Raw genomic sequence first — 20402 nt, forward strand, 5'->3', positions numbered from 1 at the left:
CGCGCGGCGGGCCTTCCTTTTATTTTGTCTTTTGATACCACTCGTTGGCTTCCTTCGTAATGTCTTCGCCGCCGATGCTCTTCCACTCCTTGACGAAATTGTCGAAGTCGCCGATCGGCTTTTTGCCGTAGATCATGCTGATGAACGTGTCTCCCTCGAGCTTGACGAGAATGCCGCTCTTCGACTGCATAGCCGGCGTCGGAGATCCCGTAAATTGTTGAGCGATGGCATAGCCGTTTTTCCAGCCGTCATCTACGATTTCCGCCGCTTTCAGCGTGCTTGGATTCGACATGGCCGCGCGTTTCTCCGCCGATGTCTTCGGCTCTTCGCCTCTGCTGATATTCGCCAGCATTTCCAGATTCTTAAACGGATTTTTTAGATCGATCAGCACGTATTTCGCCACGCCGACCTTGCCGCCCTGAATATCCTCTTCGGCAACGGACACGCTTCCGTCGGCCAAGATCGTATAGTCGTAATCCTTCGCCCAGCCGTTCTCGAATTCGCCGCCAGGCTCTTGCGAGACGCGTCCGAAGATGCGGTTCAAGTACAGGAACAGGGCATCCACATGGTCGAAATCCTCTTTCACGAGCAGTCCGCCGCGCAGGAACGTCGTATCGCGGGCCGCGGATTTTCCGTTCATCGTCGGCAGCGGGTAAGGCAGCATATCCGCGCCTTCCACGTTTTTCTTTAGATCCGGAATCGGCCAGTTCGGCAGCCAATATGGAGCGACGACTATGCCTACTCGGCCTTGTCCGATCAGTTCGGCCAGCTTGTTCTCGTCATGCAGTCCCGCTTCCTGCGAAATATAACCTTTGTTGTACCAATCGTTTAACCGGGTAAGACCGTCCTTCATCTCCGGCAGCGTGGAGCCGTGAACGAGCTTTCCTTCTTTCTCCAGCCACTGATAAGGGATTGTTCCATAAGGACCGAATACCCAGGTGCTCTCGCCGAGCCAGCCCGCGAACGGGTTCGGGTTGTTGCCGCCGGATCCCAGGCTCAGTCCCAATGGAATCAAGTTATTGGTACCGCCAGGTTTTTTGTCGAGGAAGGTCTGCATAACCGTCTCCAGCTCCTCGAACGTCGTCGGCGCCTGCAGTCCCAACTCGTCGAGCCAGTCCTGACGAACCCACATGACCGCGTTATCGTTGCCGGCATGCGCGAAGTTCGGCAGCGCCATCTTTTTGCCTTCGTGCGTCACTTGGCTCCACATGAGCGGATGAGAGCTATACAGCTCTTTCATGCCATCGGAGGCGTACTTCTCGAAATCATCCGTAATATCGCGGTAATGCCCCGACTGGATAAGCTCGTTAATAAGCGCCATATCCTCTGTCATCAGCACGTCCGGCAGCGTCTCCTTGGACGTGAGCATAAGGCGAACCTTCGTTGCAAATTGGTCGCCGGGCGACTCCCAGAGGTTTTTGAGCTGAATGCCCAGTTCCTCCAACGCCCACTTCGTGTGAACGTTGTTTTCCAGATTCTCTCCGTTCTTGAACTTGAAGGTACCGTCCGTCGCTTTGACTGTCGTGATCGTAACGGGCGGATCGAACTTGTGCGTCCCGTTGCGGATCGCCTCGGCGTTGGAGTCCTCCGATGGGGCAGGCGATTGCGTAGCCTCCGCGCTTCCAGTCGGACTGCTCGCAGCGCCGCTTCCTTGTCCCCCGTTGTTCGAGTTCGACGAGCAAGCCGCCAGCAGGGTAATCACCATGATTGCCGCGAGCGTAAGTAACAATGATTTTTTGGCCATGTGTCTGCCTGAACCTCCCTTGAATCTGCTGTATTGAGATGCAACCTAATCTTATTACAGCGTTTTCAGCCGGGTAAGAGATAAAGTTTTAAGATCGTATAACAAATTGTTAAGGTTCACGTCCCATTGCGCTCGCGGTAATCCTGGGGCGTTACGCCGTAATAATATTTAAACAGCTTGCTGAAGTAAGGCGGATTCTGGAAGCCCAGCTGACCCGACAGCTCGTAGATTCGAATGTCCGTCGTGCGGAGCAGCACGCTTGCTTTCTCCATCCGGTATCGCATAATAAAGTCGCTGATATTCTCCTTTGTCTCTTGCTTGTAGAGCGAGGACAAGTAAGCCGGGTGAAGGCCGACATGATCGGCAATCGCCTGCAGGGACACGTCGCCCGCAATGCGGCTTTCGATAAAGCGGTGAATATTCGGAATAAGCATGCCCTTGCCGTCTTTGACTTCTTTTACGGTGGCGGTCTCCAAGCTTCGAAGCGCCATGTCCGCCCATTCCATCACCCCGTCGAGACGGGTGAACAGGCCCTGCTCCGAGAGAATGTCGGCCTCGAAGCCGGTCAGCTCCAAGAGCGTCTTCCCTTGCAAGTGGGCCGTATACAAAAAGGCGTTCATGAGCGCGTACGCGACCTCCGTCACATGCTCCTCCGTATCCAGCTTTTTCTCGCGCATCTCCTTCTCCAGTTCGGCAAGCTTCGAGCGCGCGTCTTGCCAACGGCCCGCCTCGAACAGCCCCTGAAAGCCTGGCGGCGCATAGAGGGAATCCAGAGAACGGTATTGCGAGCGACTGTCTCTCTCCAAAATAACGATACCTTGTTCGCTGCGGGGAACCTTTCGAAACCCGTTTAACGATTTGCGGTACTGGTCCACGATCTCCAACGGGAACAGACGGGGCTCGCCTACCAGCGCGGTGACGGTCCCGCGAAGGAATCTCCCCACTTTGGCTACCAGCTGTCCGGCTATATTTTCCAATCTCATGGCAGCATCTTTATCCCATGTACCGTCCGGTTTCTCCTGAAGCAGATAACACAGATACCCGAAGGAATCCTTGGTTCCCCAAACCTCGAATTCCGCTTCGAGAATTTCGCTTGCAATGTTGCGCACGGCATATTCGAGCAACGACGGATCGGGGATCGCGGATTCCGATTCGTCGATCCGAACCATCAGCATGGAGGTATGTCTACCTGTTAAGAAGCCCAGCCCGTATTCGTTCATCCGCTCGGCGAGAAGCGCGTTCGGCAGCCGAATGCCCGACAACAGATCGTTTAGCAGATTGGTCCTCAGCATAGGCAGATGGACTCGCAGCGTATGTCGCGCCCGCTGAACGGAATCCATCTCCTCCCATTCCCGCTCCAGCAGCTCTCTTAGGCGCCCCACCTCGTCCATTAACTCCTCATCCTTCACCGGCTTGAGCAAGTAGTTGGCCGTCCCGTAGGCGATCGCCTTCCGTGCGTATTCGAACTCGCCGTATCCCGACAGCAAAATGCATTTGGTCCGGGGGTAATGCTCTTGAATATGCTTGCATAGCTGCAAACCGTCCATGCCGGGCATCCGAATGTCCGTCACGACAATGTCGATCGGAGTGGAGGCCAGTATTCCGATAGCCTCCAGCCCGGATCCCGCCTTATGAACACCCTCAATGCCAATGCTTGCCCAGTCGTTCGCCACCATGCTGCCTACAATCATCGGCTCGTCATCCACTAACAACAACTGACTCATAACCCACTCTCCTCTTCCCCGTCTCCCATTCTTCGCTTCGCCACTTCAAGGACACCCGGAGTCCTGTAAGCGCGTCCGAATACGTAAGCGACACGCCGGCTCCTGTGCCGTATCGATGCTTGAGCCGCTGATGCACGTTCCACATCCCGCAGCCCGAAGCGTCGTCCATTGGGAGCTCCAGCCGTCCCGCAAGCGCCTTCATTTCGTCGTCGGACATGCCGTCTCCGCTGTCTTCCACGGTCAATTCGTTCCAGCCGTCCGCCATTATTCCCGTTATTCGCACAAATCCTTGCCCCGGTTTCGGTTCCACGCCGTGCATAATGGCATTCTCGACGACGGGCTGAAGAATTAGCCGCATCACATTCTCGTTAAGCATCTCGTCCGGGATGTCGATTTCGTAAGCGATTCTTTCCAGCCGGTATGTATAAATTTGCAAATAATGCCGAACCAAATCCACCTCTTCCTTGAGGGTGGCCTTCTGATTCTCGACGCGGGTGGTATACCTGTAATAACCGCCCAGATGATAGGCCATCTCCTTGATAACGGCCGTCTGGCCCGCTTTGGCGCTAGCCGCGATAAACGACAGGCAATTGTACAAAAAATGGGGATTGATCTGCGATTGCAGCTGCTTGAGCGTCGCGAGGCGCGAACGGTTTTGCTCTTCGTAGACGTTATGGACCAAATGCTGAATCTCGCGTCCCATATCGTTGAACCGATGCATCATGTAGTCGAATTCGTTATGGAATTTCTGACCGATCCGGAAGCCGTAGTCGCCGATCTCGAACTGCTTCAAACCCCGAATGAGGAGCGACAACGGTTTCTGCACATGCAAATATAGCAGATAAGACGCGGCTAACCCGAGAGCGATTAACAGAAGCATGCTGACGTAAAACAGATTGCGGCTGTCGATGACCGGCGCGTGAAATTGTTCGAGCGGAACGTAATCGACCAACCAGGCGTCCAACTGGGGCAAATACGCATAACTCAAATAAGTACGCTTGCCGTCCACCGTCCGATCGGCGTTGCCGATGTCGTTTAGCCCTTCCGCAAGCAAGCTCGCGCCAAGCTCCGCGTACATCGCATCGCCGCCTTTGTCGACCGAAAACGTCTGGCCGGACGCGGTCAACAGGAAGTTGTGGCCGGCGCTTTCCGCATTGTAGTGCTCGAGCATCTCCCGCACGTTGTCGAGATCGAAACGCACCTCGAACACGGCGTTGACGGAATCGGGATCGCTCTTCGACAGGTAGGGATCCCAGATCAGCATTTGATAATAGGCTGATCTGGGATCGCCGCCGTCATGGAAGCGCCACACGCCGTTCTCCGACAGCTCCAGCAGCTTGGGATCGTAGGCGCCGTTCGGACTCGTGGAGATTCGGCTTTCGGAGCTCGGCAAATAGACGGACAGCTCGTTCGACCAGTGGCTGGAGAAACTTTGGAGATACAGCTTCTCTTTGACCAGCGACTGGTATTCGATCATGCGGTAATAATCCTTCGTCAGCATGCTGATATGCAGATCCAGAATCGAGGAATCCCGCGCCAGCACGTTCGAGGATAACGACAACCGTTCGACGTTGGACTCGATCTGACTCTTGAGGAAGAGCAGTTGGCTCTCCTTGTACGCTTTCATCTGCTTGTCGATGACCTGAATGCTTGTCGTGCTGAAGTAGGTGTAAAGAATGACGGCCGGTATTAGCAGAATAAGTATGACGCCGGTCATCTTGATAAAGATCGGCCTGCTCCGTTTCACGCGGGGTCCCCCTTAATATATTGACAGCCACCTTTAAGATGTGTTCTATACATCGATTGGCGGATGCCATACAATTTTCCCAGACAGACGGCCAACATCCGCCAATGCCAGGCACGGTATTACGCTGCGTTCGCCTTCCCTACCATCACATTCAGGAGGAAGCCTTATGAAGAATAACGACATTATAGCATCAACCGGCCGATCGTCAACCGCGCTGCGTTCAAAAATGCCATTCCGCAAAACCTGGAGGCTGCATCTGCTGCTGCTTCCCGCCGTCTTAATCGCGCTTGTGTTCAAATACGCGCCAATGCCGGGCATCATCATGGCCTTTCAGGACTTCAAGCCTTGGCTCGGCATAGGCGGTTCGCCGTGGATTGGCTGGGACAACTTCGAGCTTATGTTCACCTTAAACGGCACCGTCCAGGTTATCTGGAACACGCTGATCATCTCCGTGCTGAAAATAATTTTCGGCTTGGCCGTGCCGGTCCTGTTCGCCCTGCTGCTAAACGAGGTTCGCAATATGGGGCTGAAACGCTCCATCCAAACGATGGTTTATTTGCCTCACTTTATGTCTTGGGTTATTTTGGGCGGTATTTTGCTCGATTTGTTATCGCTCGACGGTATCGTAAATCGTCTGCTTACAACGTTGAACATAAAGCCCGTAATGTTCCTTGGCGACGGAGACTGGTTCCGCGTTACGGTTATCGTAAGCGATCTGTGGAAGGAATTCGGCTTCTCGGCCATCGTGTTCCTAGCGGCGTTATCCGGCATCAACCCGGATCTGTACGAAGCGGCCGAGATCGATGGCGCTGGAAGGCTGCAGCAGACGATTAACATCACCCTGCCGTCGCTCCTGCCCATCATGGTCGTCGTGTTCACGCTTTCGCTGGGCAGCATGCTTAGCGCCAACTTCGACCAAATCTATAATCTGATCAATCCGCTCGTGCTCGGCAAAGGCGACATTATCGACACGTTTGTGTTCCGCTCCTTCCAGGACGGACAATACAGTCTCGCCACCACTGTCGGCTTGTTCAAATCGCTGGTCGGCTTCATTCTTATCAGCGGCGGCTATTATGTCGCTTACAAGTGGGCCAATTACCGCATTTTCTAAAATCGCAGCCGGACTGTTCGTACAACCTCGTTAAGTCCGTGTTCAAAAAGTTCGGTTTTCAGCACCGAGAAGATTGGATGAAGGTAGAAACTGAGGAGCGGAGCGTAGTGGAAGCTACGTGAGCACCGGAAGTTTCGCCTGAATTCAATATTCGATGTCGAATACGCTTCTTGGCATACTTCGTGATGGGAAGCGGACTTTTTGAACAACCTCTTTAACAACCCAACGACGGAGGTAGACCCGCCATGTATTACAAAGATCCATCGTACAGAGTGTTTTATTACATCAATCTGGCTCTGCTCATCGGGATTTCGATTCTGTGCATCCTGCCGATGATCCATATCTTCGCCGTATCCCTGAGCGGGAAATCCGCGGCCGAAGCAAATCTGGTCACCTTCTTCCCGATCGACTTCAACTTCGAGAGTTACACCAAAACATTCGAAAACGATAACTTCGGCAACGCCATTGTCACGTCGATTTGGCGCGCGATAACGGGTACCGTGCTTGGCATGATCGTGACGATCATGGCCGCCTTCTCTCTATCCCGGAGCTCCGCGGAGTTCCGAGTCCGCGCGCTTTATGTCTGGTTTTTCCTGTTCATAATGATTTTTGACGCAGGTCTCGTGCCCAACTACTTGCTTGTACAGAAGGTCGGACTCGTCAATTCGTTCTGGGTGCTCATTCTGCCTGGACTCGTCAACGTATGGAATATGATTCTGATGATGAATTTCTTCCGGGCGCTGCCCAAGGAATTGGATGAGGCGGCCATCGTGGACGGAGCGACCTCGTTCCGCATTCTGTTCTCGGTGTATCTGCCCATCTCGCTGCCCGCGATTGCGACAATCTCGCTCTTCACCATGGTGGGTCACTGGAACAGCTGGTTTGACGGCATGCTCTATATGAGGTCGCAAGAGCAATGGCCGCTCGCCACGCTGCTGCAGACGATCGTCGTCGTACAGGACTTCAGCAAAACCGGCATTACGCCGGAAGATCTGGAGATGATGTCCAACCGCAGCGTCAAAGCGGCGCAAATCTTCATCGCCATGCTGCCGATTCTCGCGGTATATCCGCTGCTGCAACGATTCTTCGTAAAGGGGATCGTGTTGGGGGCGGTGAAGGAGTAGGGGGTTTTGTCCCAAAAATAAAGACTGCCCCGAGGTCCGCATTGACCTATGGCAGCCTTGAGCTGCTTTCGTTATCCATTTTTGTTGATATTGATTTGCGGTCATGGATGAATTCAGCGGTTCGAACGGATCTGCACATGAACCGAACCTGCTATTCAAACGGAACTTGTTATTGATTCACCGGCTCTTTCATGATGAATGGCTTCATCGGCGCATGACTCGGATACCTTTATCGTCAGCGTTTGTTTGACGAAAATCTTAGTTATCGTCCCGATCATCGTCATACTGGTCGTCATCATCCCAGTCATCATCGTCGTCGTCATCCCAGTCATCATCGTCATCGTCGTCGTCGTCGTCCCAATCGTCGCGGTCATTGTCGTAATCGATGTCCAGCACTTTTCCGCTTGATGCGGCAATCTCCACCTCGACCGTGCCATTCGACGTTTTTAACTTAACTTCATATTCCAGTCTGCCGTCGTCGCGTTCCGTCTCCACTCGAATCAGCTCGCCCTTAACGGCTTGCTTGGCGATCTCCACTGCACGCTCGGCAGTAATGATATTGGCGGCAGTTGCTGCAGAGCCGCTGTTTGCTGCGCCTGCAGCCGTCTTCGAATCGGATGCCGCCGTCGATTGTGCTGGCTTGGTTGTCGTCGCAGGTTTCGAAGTCGCTGACGCGGAGGAGCTACCAGTTGCCGGCGCCGAAGGCTTCACTGTTGTTGCCGCCGACTGTCCCGCGCCGTTAGTCCCTTGTGCGGCTTGCGCGCCAATGCCTGCTCCGGATACAGATTCGGAACGGTGGTCATCGTCGTCGTCATCCTCTACAATGCGCAGCACTTTGCCGCTAATCGCATCGATATACACGTCCGCCTCCCGGAAGTCTTCCTTGCGGTCGATGTCGACCTCGTAGTAGACCGTTCCGCTATGGCGCTCCAGATCGACGTCGGTTACCGTGCCGGGCACCGCCTGCAGAGCAATCTGTTTTGCCTTAGCCTTGCCAATGTAGTCTCCCGCCGGTGCCCCAGCCGCGAATGCGGCGCCAGCTCCTCCCAGAACCGCCACCAGTCCGGCTCCGATTATCCAGCTTTTTTTGATCATCATGTTCCTCTCCTTCACCCATTATCGCTTCTGATGTCTCTCTTGTTGCTTACTTACACTTTAACCGGGCAATCTGAGGGGATCATTACAACAACATTAGAATTTGATGAGAGGATCATAGGCGAGCGTTTGAAAATGAAAAGAGGCTGTCGCATACGACACCCCCTTGACTGCTGTATGAAATTTCATACTCATGTGCCTCGAACGCACCATTCCAGCGACATTGTATATGAAATTTCATACTCTTGTGCCGCGAATGCAACACTCCAGCGCTATTGTGTATGAAATTTCATACTCATGTGCCTCGAACGCACCTCTCCAGCGACATTGTATATGAAATTTCATACACATGAGCCTCGAACGCACCTCTCCAGCGACATTGTATATGAAATTTCATACACATGAGCCTCGAACGCACCTCTCCAGCGACATTGTATATGAAATTTCATACACATGAGCCTCGAACGCACCTCTCCAGCGACATTGTATATGAAATTTCATACTCATGTGCCTCGAACGGACCTGTCCCGTGCCATTATGCGACCTGGCGGAGTCGCTATCGGCGTACATGGAGACGCGTCCTAGTCATCATCGTCATCGTCGTCCCAAGCTACGGATACGATGGCGCCGGACGCCGCGTTAAGCTGGACCTCGGCCTCCCGGCCGTCGTTCGTCTCGATTTCGACGTAATAGTACCAGACGCCGTTGTCATCGTCCTTATCTACGTCCGTCACGGTTCCCGCGATCTTCGCCAGTGCCAGCGACGCTGCCCGCTCCTCGGTGATATGGACGGACGAAGTCGACGAAGGCTTGCCTCCCGGCGTCCGGGTCGGAGGTTTCCCCGTGGCGCCAATGCCGTTCGGTGACGGTGTCGGCTTAACGTTCGGCGTAGCAGCAGGCGTCGACGTAGGCTCAGGCGAAACCTCGCTGCCCGAGTCCGAAGGTTTTGCCGTCTCCGACGGTGCGGTACCTGTTGGCCCTGGCTCTACTCCCGTACCTTCATCGCCTGTGAAGCGCTCCAGCAAACGAATACTGTCAACGCTGCCCTTTGCTCCACCTACCGTTACTTCGTATATCCCCTGCTCCGTTCTTAGTTCCACCAGATATCCGCCGTCTTGCGCCGAGCTGCCAATAATCTCTCCGCCATACTGCTTCAGCACCTCGCTCCTAGCTTCCTCCATCGTAAGCCCCGCAGCGCGGCCTTCTCTCGTTGAGAACAGCAGTACAGCGCCAATGAGAAGACAGAGTGCGACGCATGCGGCCGCGACTGTCGTTCCGGTTCGCCATTTGCCAGAAGACATTGCCATCATCCCTTTCCTCTATCTGCTGTACATTGTAAAACCTCAATATTACAATTTCATGAGAAAACGGGTCGCATCACATCATCTCCAATAGAAAACGCGACATACCTCATCATTTTCATGAGAAATCGCAGCGAATCTCAAAATTAGATTCTTTTAAGTGGCCGGAAGCCAAATCGTCGCGGTCGTTCCTTCCCCTTGAACGCTTGCCAGCGTCAGCTCCGCTCCAAGCGCCTTGGCCAGCTCCTTGGCCAAAGAGAGTCCGAGTCCCGCTCCGCCGGTCGTTTCGCCGTCGCGGCTCCGCGCCTTGTCTACCCGGTAAAACCGCTCGAATACATGCGGCAATTCGTTCTCAGGAATGCCAATGCCATTGTCGCGAACAGCCATATAGAAACGTTCCCCTTCACTGCCCAAGCAAAGCTCGATAGGACCATCGCTGTATTTGCGCGCATTGTCCAGCAAAATCAGAAGGAGCTGCTTCAGCATATCGGGATCCGTTTGAGTCGGCATGCCATCCTCCCGATCGACAACATCGCCCATCCGCTCAGCTTTCCCTTGCCGATCCGGCCCCGTCCCCCGCAACTCAACCGTCACTTCCCGCTCGTATACCTTGCCGAAAGTGGCAGCTGCCTGCCTCGCGAACGGCAGGAGATCCACCTTCTCCGTCTCCGCTTGCCACGCCCGTCTGGCGGTGGCGAGAAGCAACAGTTGCTCCGTCATTCCCTTGAGCCGTACGGCTTCGGAATGAATGGCTTCCACGGATTCTTCCAGCAGCTCGGGCCGATCCGCTCCCCTTCTCTTGAGCAGGCTCGCATAGCTCTCTATGATGGTAAGCGGCGTCTTCAGTTCATGCGAAGCGTTGGACACGAACTGCTCCTGGCGCACGAAGCTCTCTTCGAGCAAGCCGATCATCTCGTTAAACGTATCCCCCATGCCCGCGAGTTCGTCCTTAGACTTGCCCTTCCGATTCAGCCTCGCGAATTCGCCGCTCCCGATAATGCGGCGCATCGTGCGCGTCATATCCGATATTGGCCGCATCAACACCCTGCCGAGCACGCCGCTGGAGATAACAACGGGCACAAGTACGGCGGCGGAGACGCTAAGCAGGACAAGCCGAAGCAAACCCAGCAGCTCCATCAGCTCTTCCATGCTCGCCGTAGCTTGCACGTTCACGATCGATCCGTCTGCCGCAATAACCGGGAGCGAGACGAAGCCATAGTTCCGCGATCCGATAACAAGCTTGTCTTCCCTTCGTTCGGGATAAAAAACCGCCCCTTCGCGGCTTAACTCCGTCTCTTCCGCCGAGGTTACAAGATATTCGCCGCCTCGTCCGTCTCCGCTTACCAAGCGCAGCATCCCTTCCAGCGGGACGTAGGCGCGCATCAGCTCTCGGATCGCCGCAGGCTCTGCTGCATTACGCAAAGAGGCAGACGCGATTTCGGTCTCCGCGGCAAGCTTGCCGATCTCCCGGTCGACCATCATGCCAGAGAAGACGTAATAGACAGTCGTATTGGCCGCGATCAACAGAACCGCAAACAAGACGGAGGAGTAGAGATGGATTTTGCTCCCCAGCTTCATGTCGCATCACGGATGACGTATCCGATTCCTCTGATCGTATGGATCAACTCTGCCCCGAACCCTTCGTCGACCTTCTTGCGGACGTAACGGATGTACACATCCACCACGTTTGTATTGCCGGCATAGTCATACCCCCAGACTTCCTCCAGCAATTGGTCGCGGCTTAACACAAGCCGTTTGTTCCGAAGCAGGCAAGCCAGCAGGTCGAATTCCCGCTGCGTCATCGCGATCGGCACACCTGCCCTTTCCACCTCGCGCGTGCTTTCGTTCAGCCTCAGATCGGAGGCGCTCAGCCATTCGCCAGGCTCCTCATCTTGAACGTGCAGCGCCGCAACTTGAGCCGCAAGCGGTGCCGTCTGTCTGAGAAACGCTCGTATGCGCGCCAACAGCTCTTCCATCTCGAAAGGCTTCGTGACGTAATCATTAGCGCCAAGATCCAGCCCTGCCACCTTTTCCTTCACCGCGCTTTTGGCCGTCAGCATCAGGACCGGCGTCGCGCAATCCACTTCCCGAATGCGCCGCAGCAGCTCCAGACCGTCGATGCCGGGCAGCATGACGTCCAGCAAAATGAGGGCAACGCCTCCAGCTTTGTAGGCCGCCCAACCTTCCACTCCATCCGGTGCCAGCCTCACCTCATAACCTTCGCTCTCCAGCTCGATTTGCAGCAGGCGCGCTATTTTGCGCTCGTCCTCTACTACCAGTATCGTTTCGCTCACCGCATATTCCCCCCGCCTCGCAGCTTATCTTCCCCCAGCATATCGCAAAAAGCCCTGCTGCGTCTAATCGGCACTCTCAAAAGCTGAGCGCGGAGTAAAGTTAGGAATAAACGGAAATTTCTGTTTCAAGGAATGCGAGGATGGTTCATATCTATATCGCTTCATTGATAGTTCTACCGTGAACCCATACCGCTTGAAGCTCTAAATCCGGCGAAAGAAGGAGAACGTTAGCTTTTTTTCCATAGGCAAGGCTCCCCAACTCGGATTCAAGCCCAAGTAATTTGGCCGGATTCCCGCTTGCGAATCGACTTACCTGTGCGATAGTCAGTCCGACTTCTTGCACCATATATCGAAATGCTTCGATCATTGTCAATGTTGAACCTGAAAGATTGCCCCCCTCCTTTAATCTGGAAATTCCGTTCTGCACGTTCACGTCAAGTCCAGCGATATGATAACTCCCATCACTTAACCCGGCTGCAGAGATTGCGTCTGTAATAAGAATGACCTGATCACTGCGTTTCAACTTCGTTAGTAGCCGAATACAGACCGGGTGAACATGATGCCCGTCAGCAATGATTTCTGCACTAATCCCGTTATGGCTTAAAACAGCACCTACAGTTCCAGGATTGCGATGGTGAAACCCCCTCATCGCATTAAATGTATGTACCGCATGAGTAAGGCCGTAATTAGCTGCTTCATTGATACATTCATAGGTTGCATCCGTATGACCACATGCAGGTACAATTTTCTGCTCTTTTAACCAAGTGATTAGAGCAGTGGCTCCTTCTATCTCTGGCGCAAGTGTAAGTATTCGAATCAGTCCCGGATAATCACTAACCCATTTTTCTAACCATTCCATCTTTGGCGTAACGATATGTCTAGGATCCTGTGCCCCTGACCACCTTGAGCTTATAAAAGGCCCTTCAAGATGAACCCCAAGCAGCCTGGCATACGGCATCCCCCCTTTCTGATAGGCAGCTACAGCACGAATGACCTTTCCAATAGCGTCGTGTGAACCGGTTACTGTCGTAGCTAGCATCGTAGTTGTTCCCCGTTGTCCATGAAAGTGCGTTATCGCATCATAAGCTTCCGTCGTGGCATCCATGAAATCATGACCATAGCCGCCATGTACATGTACATCGATAAACCCCGGCAGCACCCAGCCTCCATGTGCATCAATTTCCTCAACATATGTCCCTTTCGCAGCAATAACCTCTGCCGCTCCTTCTCTAGACCCGATATAAACAATACGCTCATCTTGCCAAGCAATGGTGCCTGCTTTAATCGTGTTATTATCCATTATGATCGTACCGTTATTTACGACCGTCATAACCCCTGGATTCGTGTTCATAGCGCATCCCTCCCCCTGATAGCATCGATTTTCATTTAATGGTAAATTATTACATCATATCCGAATGTCTTAAATTATTGTATATATGAACTACGGAGCTAAACAGATATCCAATAAGCCCCCTACAGATAGAGCCCTGACTACAAACGTCAGGGCTTTGGGAACGAAACTTATTCAATCAAGTCAGACTTTTGAAGTAATCGCTTAACAATGACCGCAACCTCTGCCCTGGTAATGTTTGCTTTCGGAGCCAACTCCGAACCGTTTCTCCCCGTAATAATTCCCGTCCTTAGACTATCTGCAATACCTTCCTTCGCCCAAACCGAGGCCTCACCCGAATCTGTAAAGGAATCTAACGGTCGTCCCGCTTCTACCTCTTCAAGCTTCGCTTTCAGCCTAGTGATGGTCATCGCTTTAGCGATGATCGCCATTGCCTGTTCACGGGTTATCTTGTCCAATGGACGGAAGCTGCCATCTTCGTATCCGTTGATCAGGTTATAGGCGTAAGCGGTATTAATAACAGGGCTGAACCAATCCTTTTCCCTTACATCCGAGAATGGAGCCGGGCCGCTCATTGGCTTCAGTCCCAGCCCCCGAACGATAATAGCTGCGAACTCCGCACGCGTAATATCTTGATCGGGATTAAAGTTGTAGTCGCCAATGCCGCTTATGACCATTCTGGAACCCAAATCATTTACGGCTTCCTTGGCCCAGTGATTTGCGACATCCGTAAACGCAACAGGGTTTGAGATCACCGCGTAAGTGCTGTTCGTCAAACTGTTCACTTGCGCATAATATTTGCCCTCTGCATAAACGATCTTCGTCGGCACGTGACGGATGGAGCCGTCTGGATCAACCACTATGCCTGTAGTGATTTGCTTAGGATCTATGCCTACTGGAATCGCGATCATTCTTTCGATGTACGTATTAAACTCCGACAATTCGGTTAGGATATCCCCGTAGATGACTCTCACTGTAAAGTTGATCGGCGGGGTCACAATAGTGAACGTATTGTCAGCAGCCGCATTCTCGAAAATCCGAATCATTTCTGCAGTCGGCATACCGATTTCAATCTGGACTCTAAAGTCCTGTAGAGCTGCATGAACACCTAGCTGTTCCGATATGGAATCCATATTGATTTGTAGAGCTGGCAGCTTAAAGTTACCATTCTTCGTTTGAATTTCAATAATAGCTCCCTTGCGCTCCATGCTCTTAACCATCTGCCCATTAAACTCAACGATAGCGACGTCGGAATTCATCGTCATTGGAATCAGAATGACCGGATGCTCTCCTTCCGCCGAGAGCTTCTCTTCCAGTTGGTTTTGATCGACCGTTACCGTTGTGATCATTTGGCCATTCACTTTGGCAGTTTTTGCTTTTCCGGCAATTTCCGCCTTGCCGTTAACCAGGATTTTTATGCCATTATTCTCTACAGATGTAACAGGCGGCGTGATGATCGTACCGCTATTTTGCATGTAATATGCCGTATACGTGATATTGCCCGTCACCGCCTGGGCAGCTAAGGCCTCCGCCGATAACTTGGTTATGCCTCCGTCGCTGCTCCATCCAATGAACGTATAGCCGCTTTCGGCTGTCACAGTCGGCACTGCAGCCGGTTTGCCTCCAGCCGTTACAGTCTCGCTAGTTCCGCTAATCGTGCCATGCAACCCGGCTGTATAAGTCACTGTGTAGCTAATTACCGGTTCCTCAGTGGTAAAGATGACTTCATAACGTTCAGTCGTCGTTCCATCCTCAGCTGTTACGGTAATAACCGCTGTCCCGGGAATCGTGGCAGCTTGTTCGATCGACACCGCGGCAAGATCATCCGCTGCCGTGGCCCCAACAACAGGAACCTCCGTCGCGTCCTTATCCAATACAACCGTGTACTCCTTCAAGTCCATCGCGAATCCATCTACTATGCTGCCATCTACTGTAATATCATTTAATCTTGCATCGTGTGAAACAGCATCATGATAAACCTCAATGCTGTCAATACGAGTTATGCCAGCTATATCTCCTACGTAGCAGATTACTCTAATTTTCGATGTCATAATATCAGCGAACATGATATTAATAACCGATTTCGTGTTATCCTTTACCGAATAAAGATTTACCCACTGTCCGTCCCTCCAATATTGAACATCGAAATCCCTCATCTTGAAATAGGATTCCGTTGTATAGACATCGATATGGTTCAATACCGTAGGCTGGGCAAATTCAACCTGCAACCACTGTGGGTTGTTATAGGAGGTTCCTCCCACTGCATCAGAGCTCCACCCCGCGAAAGATCCATGCTTGCTAAGAATCGCTTTTACAGGGGTATAATCATTGCCGTAATCCGATGACGACGCTGTTGCTGTTGCTCCTACAAATAAAGGATTCGCGATTGTAAACTGAATATTGTAATCATAGGAACCCGTTACACCAGATCCATCCAGCGCAGTCGCAACAATTTTCACATGGCCTTCCTTCAATAACGTAAGAACGCCAAATGGACTAATCAGCGCCTTGTCTGTAGGCGTAACGCCATCCTGCTCAAAGACCGCCCATTCCACTCTTTGATCCCAGGTGTTGTTTGGAGTAAATACCGGCAGCATCTGTTGATTGCCAAGGAATTCGTTTCCGCCATCAATAACGGTCAGACTTTGCGCTTTGGCTGGAGGGGCAACCTTATCTTGCCTGGTAATGATAACCGTTTTGAAAGCCGACAGTTGGCCATCAGCGTTCTGTGTCGCCGTCACTCGGACAACTCCGTTTTTCAAAGCAGTCAATAAGCCATTTTGATCAATCGTCGCCGCATCCGTGGAAGAGCCATCCACGTTACTCACTTCCCAATCCACCGATGCGGCTGTATGCTCCACATTTACGGCAGCCAACAACTGCAGCGTACCATGCTGCACATTAATCGTTGTGGATTGATTCGCACTGGATACAACTAACTTCGGCGCAAGTGCCGATTGGCTTGATGTGACCAAGAGTACCCAGTCCAAGTTGTCGGGCTTTGGCGGGATCGCCCACTGCCCGTTAACCGGCGTTACCTGCTCCGATATCAACGTGTACTCGCCCGTTCTTGTGTTGTACCACTCCGCTTTGTACACCGTACTCGCCATCTGTTTAAGCGTACCCGTTGCTGTATTAGGCTCGGCGAAATAAGCGATATACGTTTTATTGCTATCATGCAACAGATAGGAGAAATCTTTCCCCGTGAAATCGGCATAGGTCGTATCCCGGAAAGCAGGCGTTAGCTTCCACCACTGCAAGCTTTCATAGAAGTTCTTGAAATGCGTCATCTGTGAGCCGCCCGCCGCATTTAACCCATCAAACCAGCGATAGTAGGGACCATAGGGGAACCAACTATCTGTCGAATCATTGATGGCCCAGACGCCTTGTACGCCATATCCAAAACCGAAGGCCCCGTTAGAGATGGCCCTGTACGGAGTGGAACGCGCTTCATCTGTTGTAATCCGATTAAATTCATAGCCTGTTTCATAGGCAACATAGGGTTTTGTTGCGTTATACTCCCAGAAGGTTTGATAGCCATCTTTTTGTAGATTGGATGGCTGCACAGCAAACCAAGAATGATAGTCCTTGTCTCCCCATCCTGTATTCCCCGCATCGCCGCCCTCCATATGGGCGGTTAACGGCTGATGATAAGCGTCATTATCATAGATGGCCTTTGCAATCCTATGCCAATAATCATTGAATTCATGGCCTGGATCCACTTCCTGCGCAGTCGTCCACAGTACGGGATAGGCTCCAAATCTTGCTTGCCAGTATTTACCTAGTTTCTCGAGTAATACAGGATCGGTTACATTCAGTATGGATCTGAAGGTAAAAGCAGCATTCGCATGAACAAGTCCGGCATCCGCGACATATTGAAACTTCCGGTCCAGATCCTGAAGTCGCCCCAGATGCCCGGATCCTATCCCCTTGGAGACATCGAGGTAATTGCCGGTCATATATAACGGCTGGGATTGATAGACTGTAAATCCTTGACTGACACGATGATCGACCGCATATTTGAATTGCGAATCGATTCCTTCTACGTTCGATCCTTCAAAACGCTCGGAAGGCATGAACCAATGGGTATCGCCAAGATAGAAAAACGGAGTTCCATCGTTGTAATTAAAGTGGCGATCATTGTCTCCGACTTGCAGAAAACCTCGCTTATACAAATCTAATGGACCGGAATAGGGGGTAGCATTAAAAGATAGGGCCTCGCTCCTGTTAAGTCCAGTGTCATCGGCAGATGGATTAGCTGCTACCGTCATACTCCATGTTCCCGTAACAGTAGGAGCAAATCTAACCTTCCATATGCGTCCCCCATCCCAAAATGCGGGGCGAGTGATTTGAATGCCGCCCGGTCCCGTAAAAGTTGCAACGACATCCACATCTGCAAAGGGATCATTGTACGTTTTCGAACTCATCAAGGACAGCTCCATGCTGCGCCACTGCTCAATCGCCTCACGTATCACGATATCTGTGGTTGCTACAACACCCGAGCCATCCAATGCCTCGGCTGTTACGGTGACCATTCCTGCTGAAATCGCAGTCAGGAAACCTGTAGCGGCATCGATTTCTGCCATTCCCGAAGATCCCGGTTTCGGATCGACACTCCACGTTACGGACTGATTCGTCGCATTGCTTGGTTGTGCCTCGGCTTTCATCTGTACCGAGAAGCCAGGGAGAACTTCCATTGAGACCCCGCCAGTTATATTAAACTGCTCCACTTCAATCTTGTATGAAGAATAGATTTGAAATTCAAAGAGGTCTGCCCAAGCCTTCGTAACAAAGCGGACGTATCTCCCCTCCGATCCCTCCGGCAAAAGCGCTCCAAATTCATTGAATCCAGCAGCGTTTCCAGAAGTAGTATTTTTGATATATTCATACTTGTTCATCCCGCCATCGCCAACTACAACAGGTGTCCAATCCTGGGCATTGTCTGAAATATAAACGATGTTGACCCCATCCCAAAATCTGCTAAAACTCGCTTTGACGTAATTTAATGGATAGCTCCGGCCCAAGTCAATATAGAAGTCAACCGATCCATTGGGATACCCGCCGCCCGCCATCGTGCCTGAATTGCCATCCGTTAAGTTTTCTTTTTCACCTGAACCAGGGTTAAACACCATATCGCCATATGCGAATACAGGTTTGCCTTGTGAGACTAAGGTTAGCCCGCTCGGTACATCCACGTATTCCTTACTAACAGCCGCTGGAGCGTCCATCGAATACAACTGGATTTCATTGATATTTACGTAAACCTGTTCCGCTCTGATTCTTACGTAACGTCCCTCTGTATTCGCTGGAAGCAATGCTCCGAATACATTGCGATCTGTGATTGAGGTTGTCGTCGTATTTTGCAAATACTCATATTTGCCTATGCTGCCGTCTCCGGTGACTACTTCCGTCCAATTCGTGGCATCATCCGATACATAAACCGTGTTTGTATGGTTCCAATGCCGGGCAAAATGGATGGCTACATAGTTCAACTTTTTTTTCTGCCCAAGATCCAAGTACAGATCTATAAATTCCGTTCCTCCTGATATAGTGTCCAGATCGCTATCCGTTAGATTGCTCTGCACGCCATCATGAACAACCATCCCGTTGTAGGGGGTAACCGGTGCTCCATGCGAGATCAAATGCATCTCCGATGGCAGTTCAGCATACTCCTTATTTACAGCCGCTGGAACACCCGGCGAATACACCTGGATTTCATTAATGTTCACATAATCCTGGTCCGCACTGATTCTGACATAGCGACCTTCTGTATGTGCCGGAAACATCGCTCCGAATACATTGTGATCCGTGATGACGGTAGTTGTCTTGTTCTGCAAATATTCGTACTTGCCAATGCTGCCATCTCCGGAGACCACTTCCGTCCAAGTCACGGCGTCGTCTGATACATAGACCTTGTTTGTTTTGTTCCAATGCCGGTTAAAGTCGATCTTCACATAATTCAACTCTTTTTTCTGACCGAGATCTAAATACATATCTATAAATCCCGGCCCTCCTCCTGACATCGTGCCCAAATCTCCATCCGTTAAGTTGCTTTGTACGCCATCATTAATGACCATTCCATTGTAAGGTGTGACCGTGGCTCCTTGTGAAACAAGAGACGAATCTGAAGGTACCTCTGTGTACGATTTAGCTATATTTGCTGATGCTTTGCCCATGGGTATAGTTGACAGGAACAATGCGACAGCAAGGAAGCAGATGTAAATGCGTTGTTTACTTGTACTGGTATTCATTCGCAAGTTACTTAACATAAGAATTTCACTCTCCTTAGAGTTATCCGGCATCCTTCGAATAGACCTGAATTTCATAAATGTTGACATAAACCTGGTCCGCACTGATTCTTACATAACGGCCCTTTGTATTCGCTGGAAGCAACGCTCCGAATACATTTTGATCTGTGATTGAGGTTGTCGCCGTATTCTGCAAATACTCATATTTGCCTATGCTGCCGTCTCCGGAGACCACTTCCGTCCAATTCGCGGCATCGTCGGATACATACACCTTATTTGTTTTGTTCCAATGCCGGGCGTAATGGATGGCTACGTAGTCCAACGTTTTTGTTCGTCCCAAATCCAGATACAGGTCTATAAATCCTGTCGATGCTCCCGAGAGCGTACCCAGATCGCCATCGGTCAGGTTGCTTTGCACGCCATCATGAATGACCATACCGTTATAGGGGGTAACGGGTGCCCCTTGCGATACAATTACGGAGCCTGGAGGAGCCTCCGCATATAGTTTCGAACCATCTGCAGATGTAATAGCCAGCGGTGCAGTTGACATCAGCAGGGTGACGCCAAGAAACCAAATGAACAATCGTTTGAAAAAACTTACTTGAATAACATCCGTAAGCGTTAACATAACTGGTTCATCCTCCCATGGCTGTGCCAATTAAA

General features: G+C 51.6%; 12 protein-coding genes. 2 read left to right on the forward strand and 10 right to left on the reverse strand.

What is annotated here, in order from left to right:
- Window positions 1-19: 19 nt before the first annotated feature.
- The 3 genes from H7F31_RS26740 to H7F31_RS26750 all read right to left on the reverse strand — a co-directional run bounded on the left by H7F31_RS26740 (window position 20) and on the right by H7F31_RS26750 (window position 5215).
- Complete coding sequence (locus H7F31_RS26740) at window positions 20-1744, reverse strand: type 2 periplasmic-binding domain-containing protein (protein ID WP_187101283.1); 1725 nt, start codon at window positions 1742-1744, stop codon at window positions 20-22.
- Between the two features lie 116 nt (window positions 1745-1860).
- Window positions 1861-3468 (reverse strand): response regulator transcription factor, encoded by a 1608-nt coding sequence (locus H7F31_RS26745; protein ID WP_187101284.1) that lies wholly within the window; start codon window positions 3466-3468, stop codon window positions 1861-1863.
- The gene (locus tag H7F31_RS26750; RefSeq protein ID WP_187101285.1) at window positions 3443-5215 is read right to left on the reverse strand and encodes a sensor histidine kinase; all 1773 of its coding nucleotides are present in this window, start codon (window positions 5213-5215) and stop codon (window positions 3443-3445) included. The genes H7F31_RS26745 and H7F31_RS26750 overlap by 26 nt, the downstream gene beginning before the upstream one ends.
- A gap of 226 nt (window positions 5216-5441) precedes the next feature.
- Here H7F31_RS26750 and H7F31_RS26755 point away from each other — a divergent pair, with 226 nt between their 5' ends.
- Window positions 5442-6326: an ABC transporter permease gene (locus H7F31_RS26755; protein ID WP_258234852.1), complete on the forward strand. Its 885-nt coding sequence runs from the start codon at window positions 5442-5444 to the stop codon at window positions 6324-6326.
- A 245-nt stretch (window positions 6327-6571) separates the two neighbouring features.
- Complete coding sequence (locus tag H7F31_RS26760; RefSeq protein WP_187101286.1) at window positions 6572-7450, forward strand: carbohydrate ABC transporter permease; 879 nt, start codon at window positions 6572-6574, stop codon at window positions 7448-7450.
- A gap of 258 nt (window positions 7451-7708) precedes the next feature.
- Here the strand turns inward: H7F31_RS26760 and H7F31_RS26765 are convergent, their stop codons facing one another.
- From H7F31_RS26765 to H7F31_RS26795, 7 genes are all read right to left on the reverse strand, one after another.
- On the reverse strand, window positions 7709-8548 hold the full coding sequence (locus H7F31_RS26765) for a PepSY domain-containing protein (RefSeq protein ID WP_187101287.1): 840 nt from the start codon (window positions 8546-8548) through the stop codon (window positions 7709-7711).
- Between the two features lie 578 nt (window positions 8549-9126).
- Window positions 9127-9846 carry a PepSY domain-containing protein gene (locus H7F31_RS26770; protein ID WP_187101288.1) on the reverse strand — a complete coding sequence of 240 codons (720 nt, stop codon included), beginning with the start codon at window positions 9844-9846 and terminating at the stop codon, window positions 9127-9129.
- 156 nt (window positions 9847-10002) lie between these two features.
- On the reverse strand, window positions 10003-11424 hold the full coding sequence (locus H7F31_RS26775; RefSeq protein ID WP_187101289.1) for a HAMP domain-containing sensor histidine kinase: 1422 nt from the start codon (window positions 11422-11424) through the stop codon (window positions 10003-10005).
- Window positions 11421-12140, reverse strand: coding sequence for a response regulator transcription factor (locus H7F31_RS26780; RefSeq protein ID WP_187101290.1), 720 nt, complete (start codon window positions 12138-12140; stop codon window positions 11421-11423). The genes H7F31_RS26775 and H7F31_RS26780 overlap by 4 nt, the downstream gene beginning before the upstream one ends.
- 151 nt (window positions 12141-12291) lie before the next feature.
- Window positions 12292-13491 carry an N-acetylglucosamine-6-phosphate deacetylase gene (nagA, locus tag H7F31_RS26785; RefSeq protein WP_187101291.1) on the reverse strand — a complete coding sequence of 400 codons (1200 nt, stop codon included), beginning with the start codon at window positions 13489-13491 and terminating at the stop codon, window positions 12292-12294.
- Window positions 13492-13661: 170 nt separating this feature from the next.
- On the reverse strand, window positions 13662-19829 hold the full coding sequence (locus H7F31_RS26790; RefSeq protein ID WP_315970526.1) for an S-layer homology domain-containing protein: 6168 nt from the start codon (window positions 19827-19829) through the stop codon (window positions 13662-13664).
- Window positions 19783-20367, reverse strand: a complete 585-nt coding sequence (locus H7F31_RS26795) for a discoidin domain-containing protein (RefSeq protein ID WP_187101293.1) — start codon at window positions 20365-20367, stop codon at window positions 19783-19785. The genes H7F31_RS26790 and H7F31_RS26795 overlap by 47 nt, the downstream gene beginning before the upstream one ends.
- Window positions 20368-20402: the final 35 nt, after the last annotated feature.

The organism is Paenibacillus sp. PAMC21692 (assembly GCF_014303795.1).
GTDB lineage: Bacteria > Bacillota > Bacilli > Paenibacillales > Paenibacillaceae > Pristimantibacillus > Pristimantibacillus agaridevorans.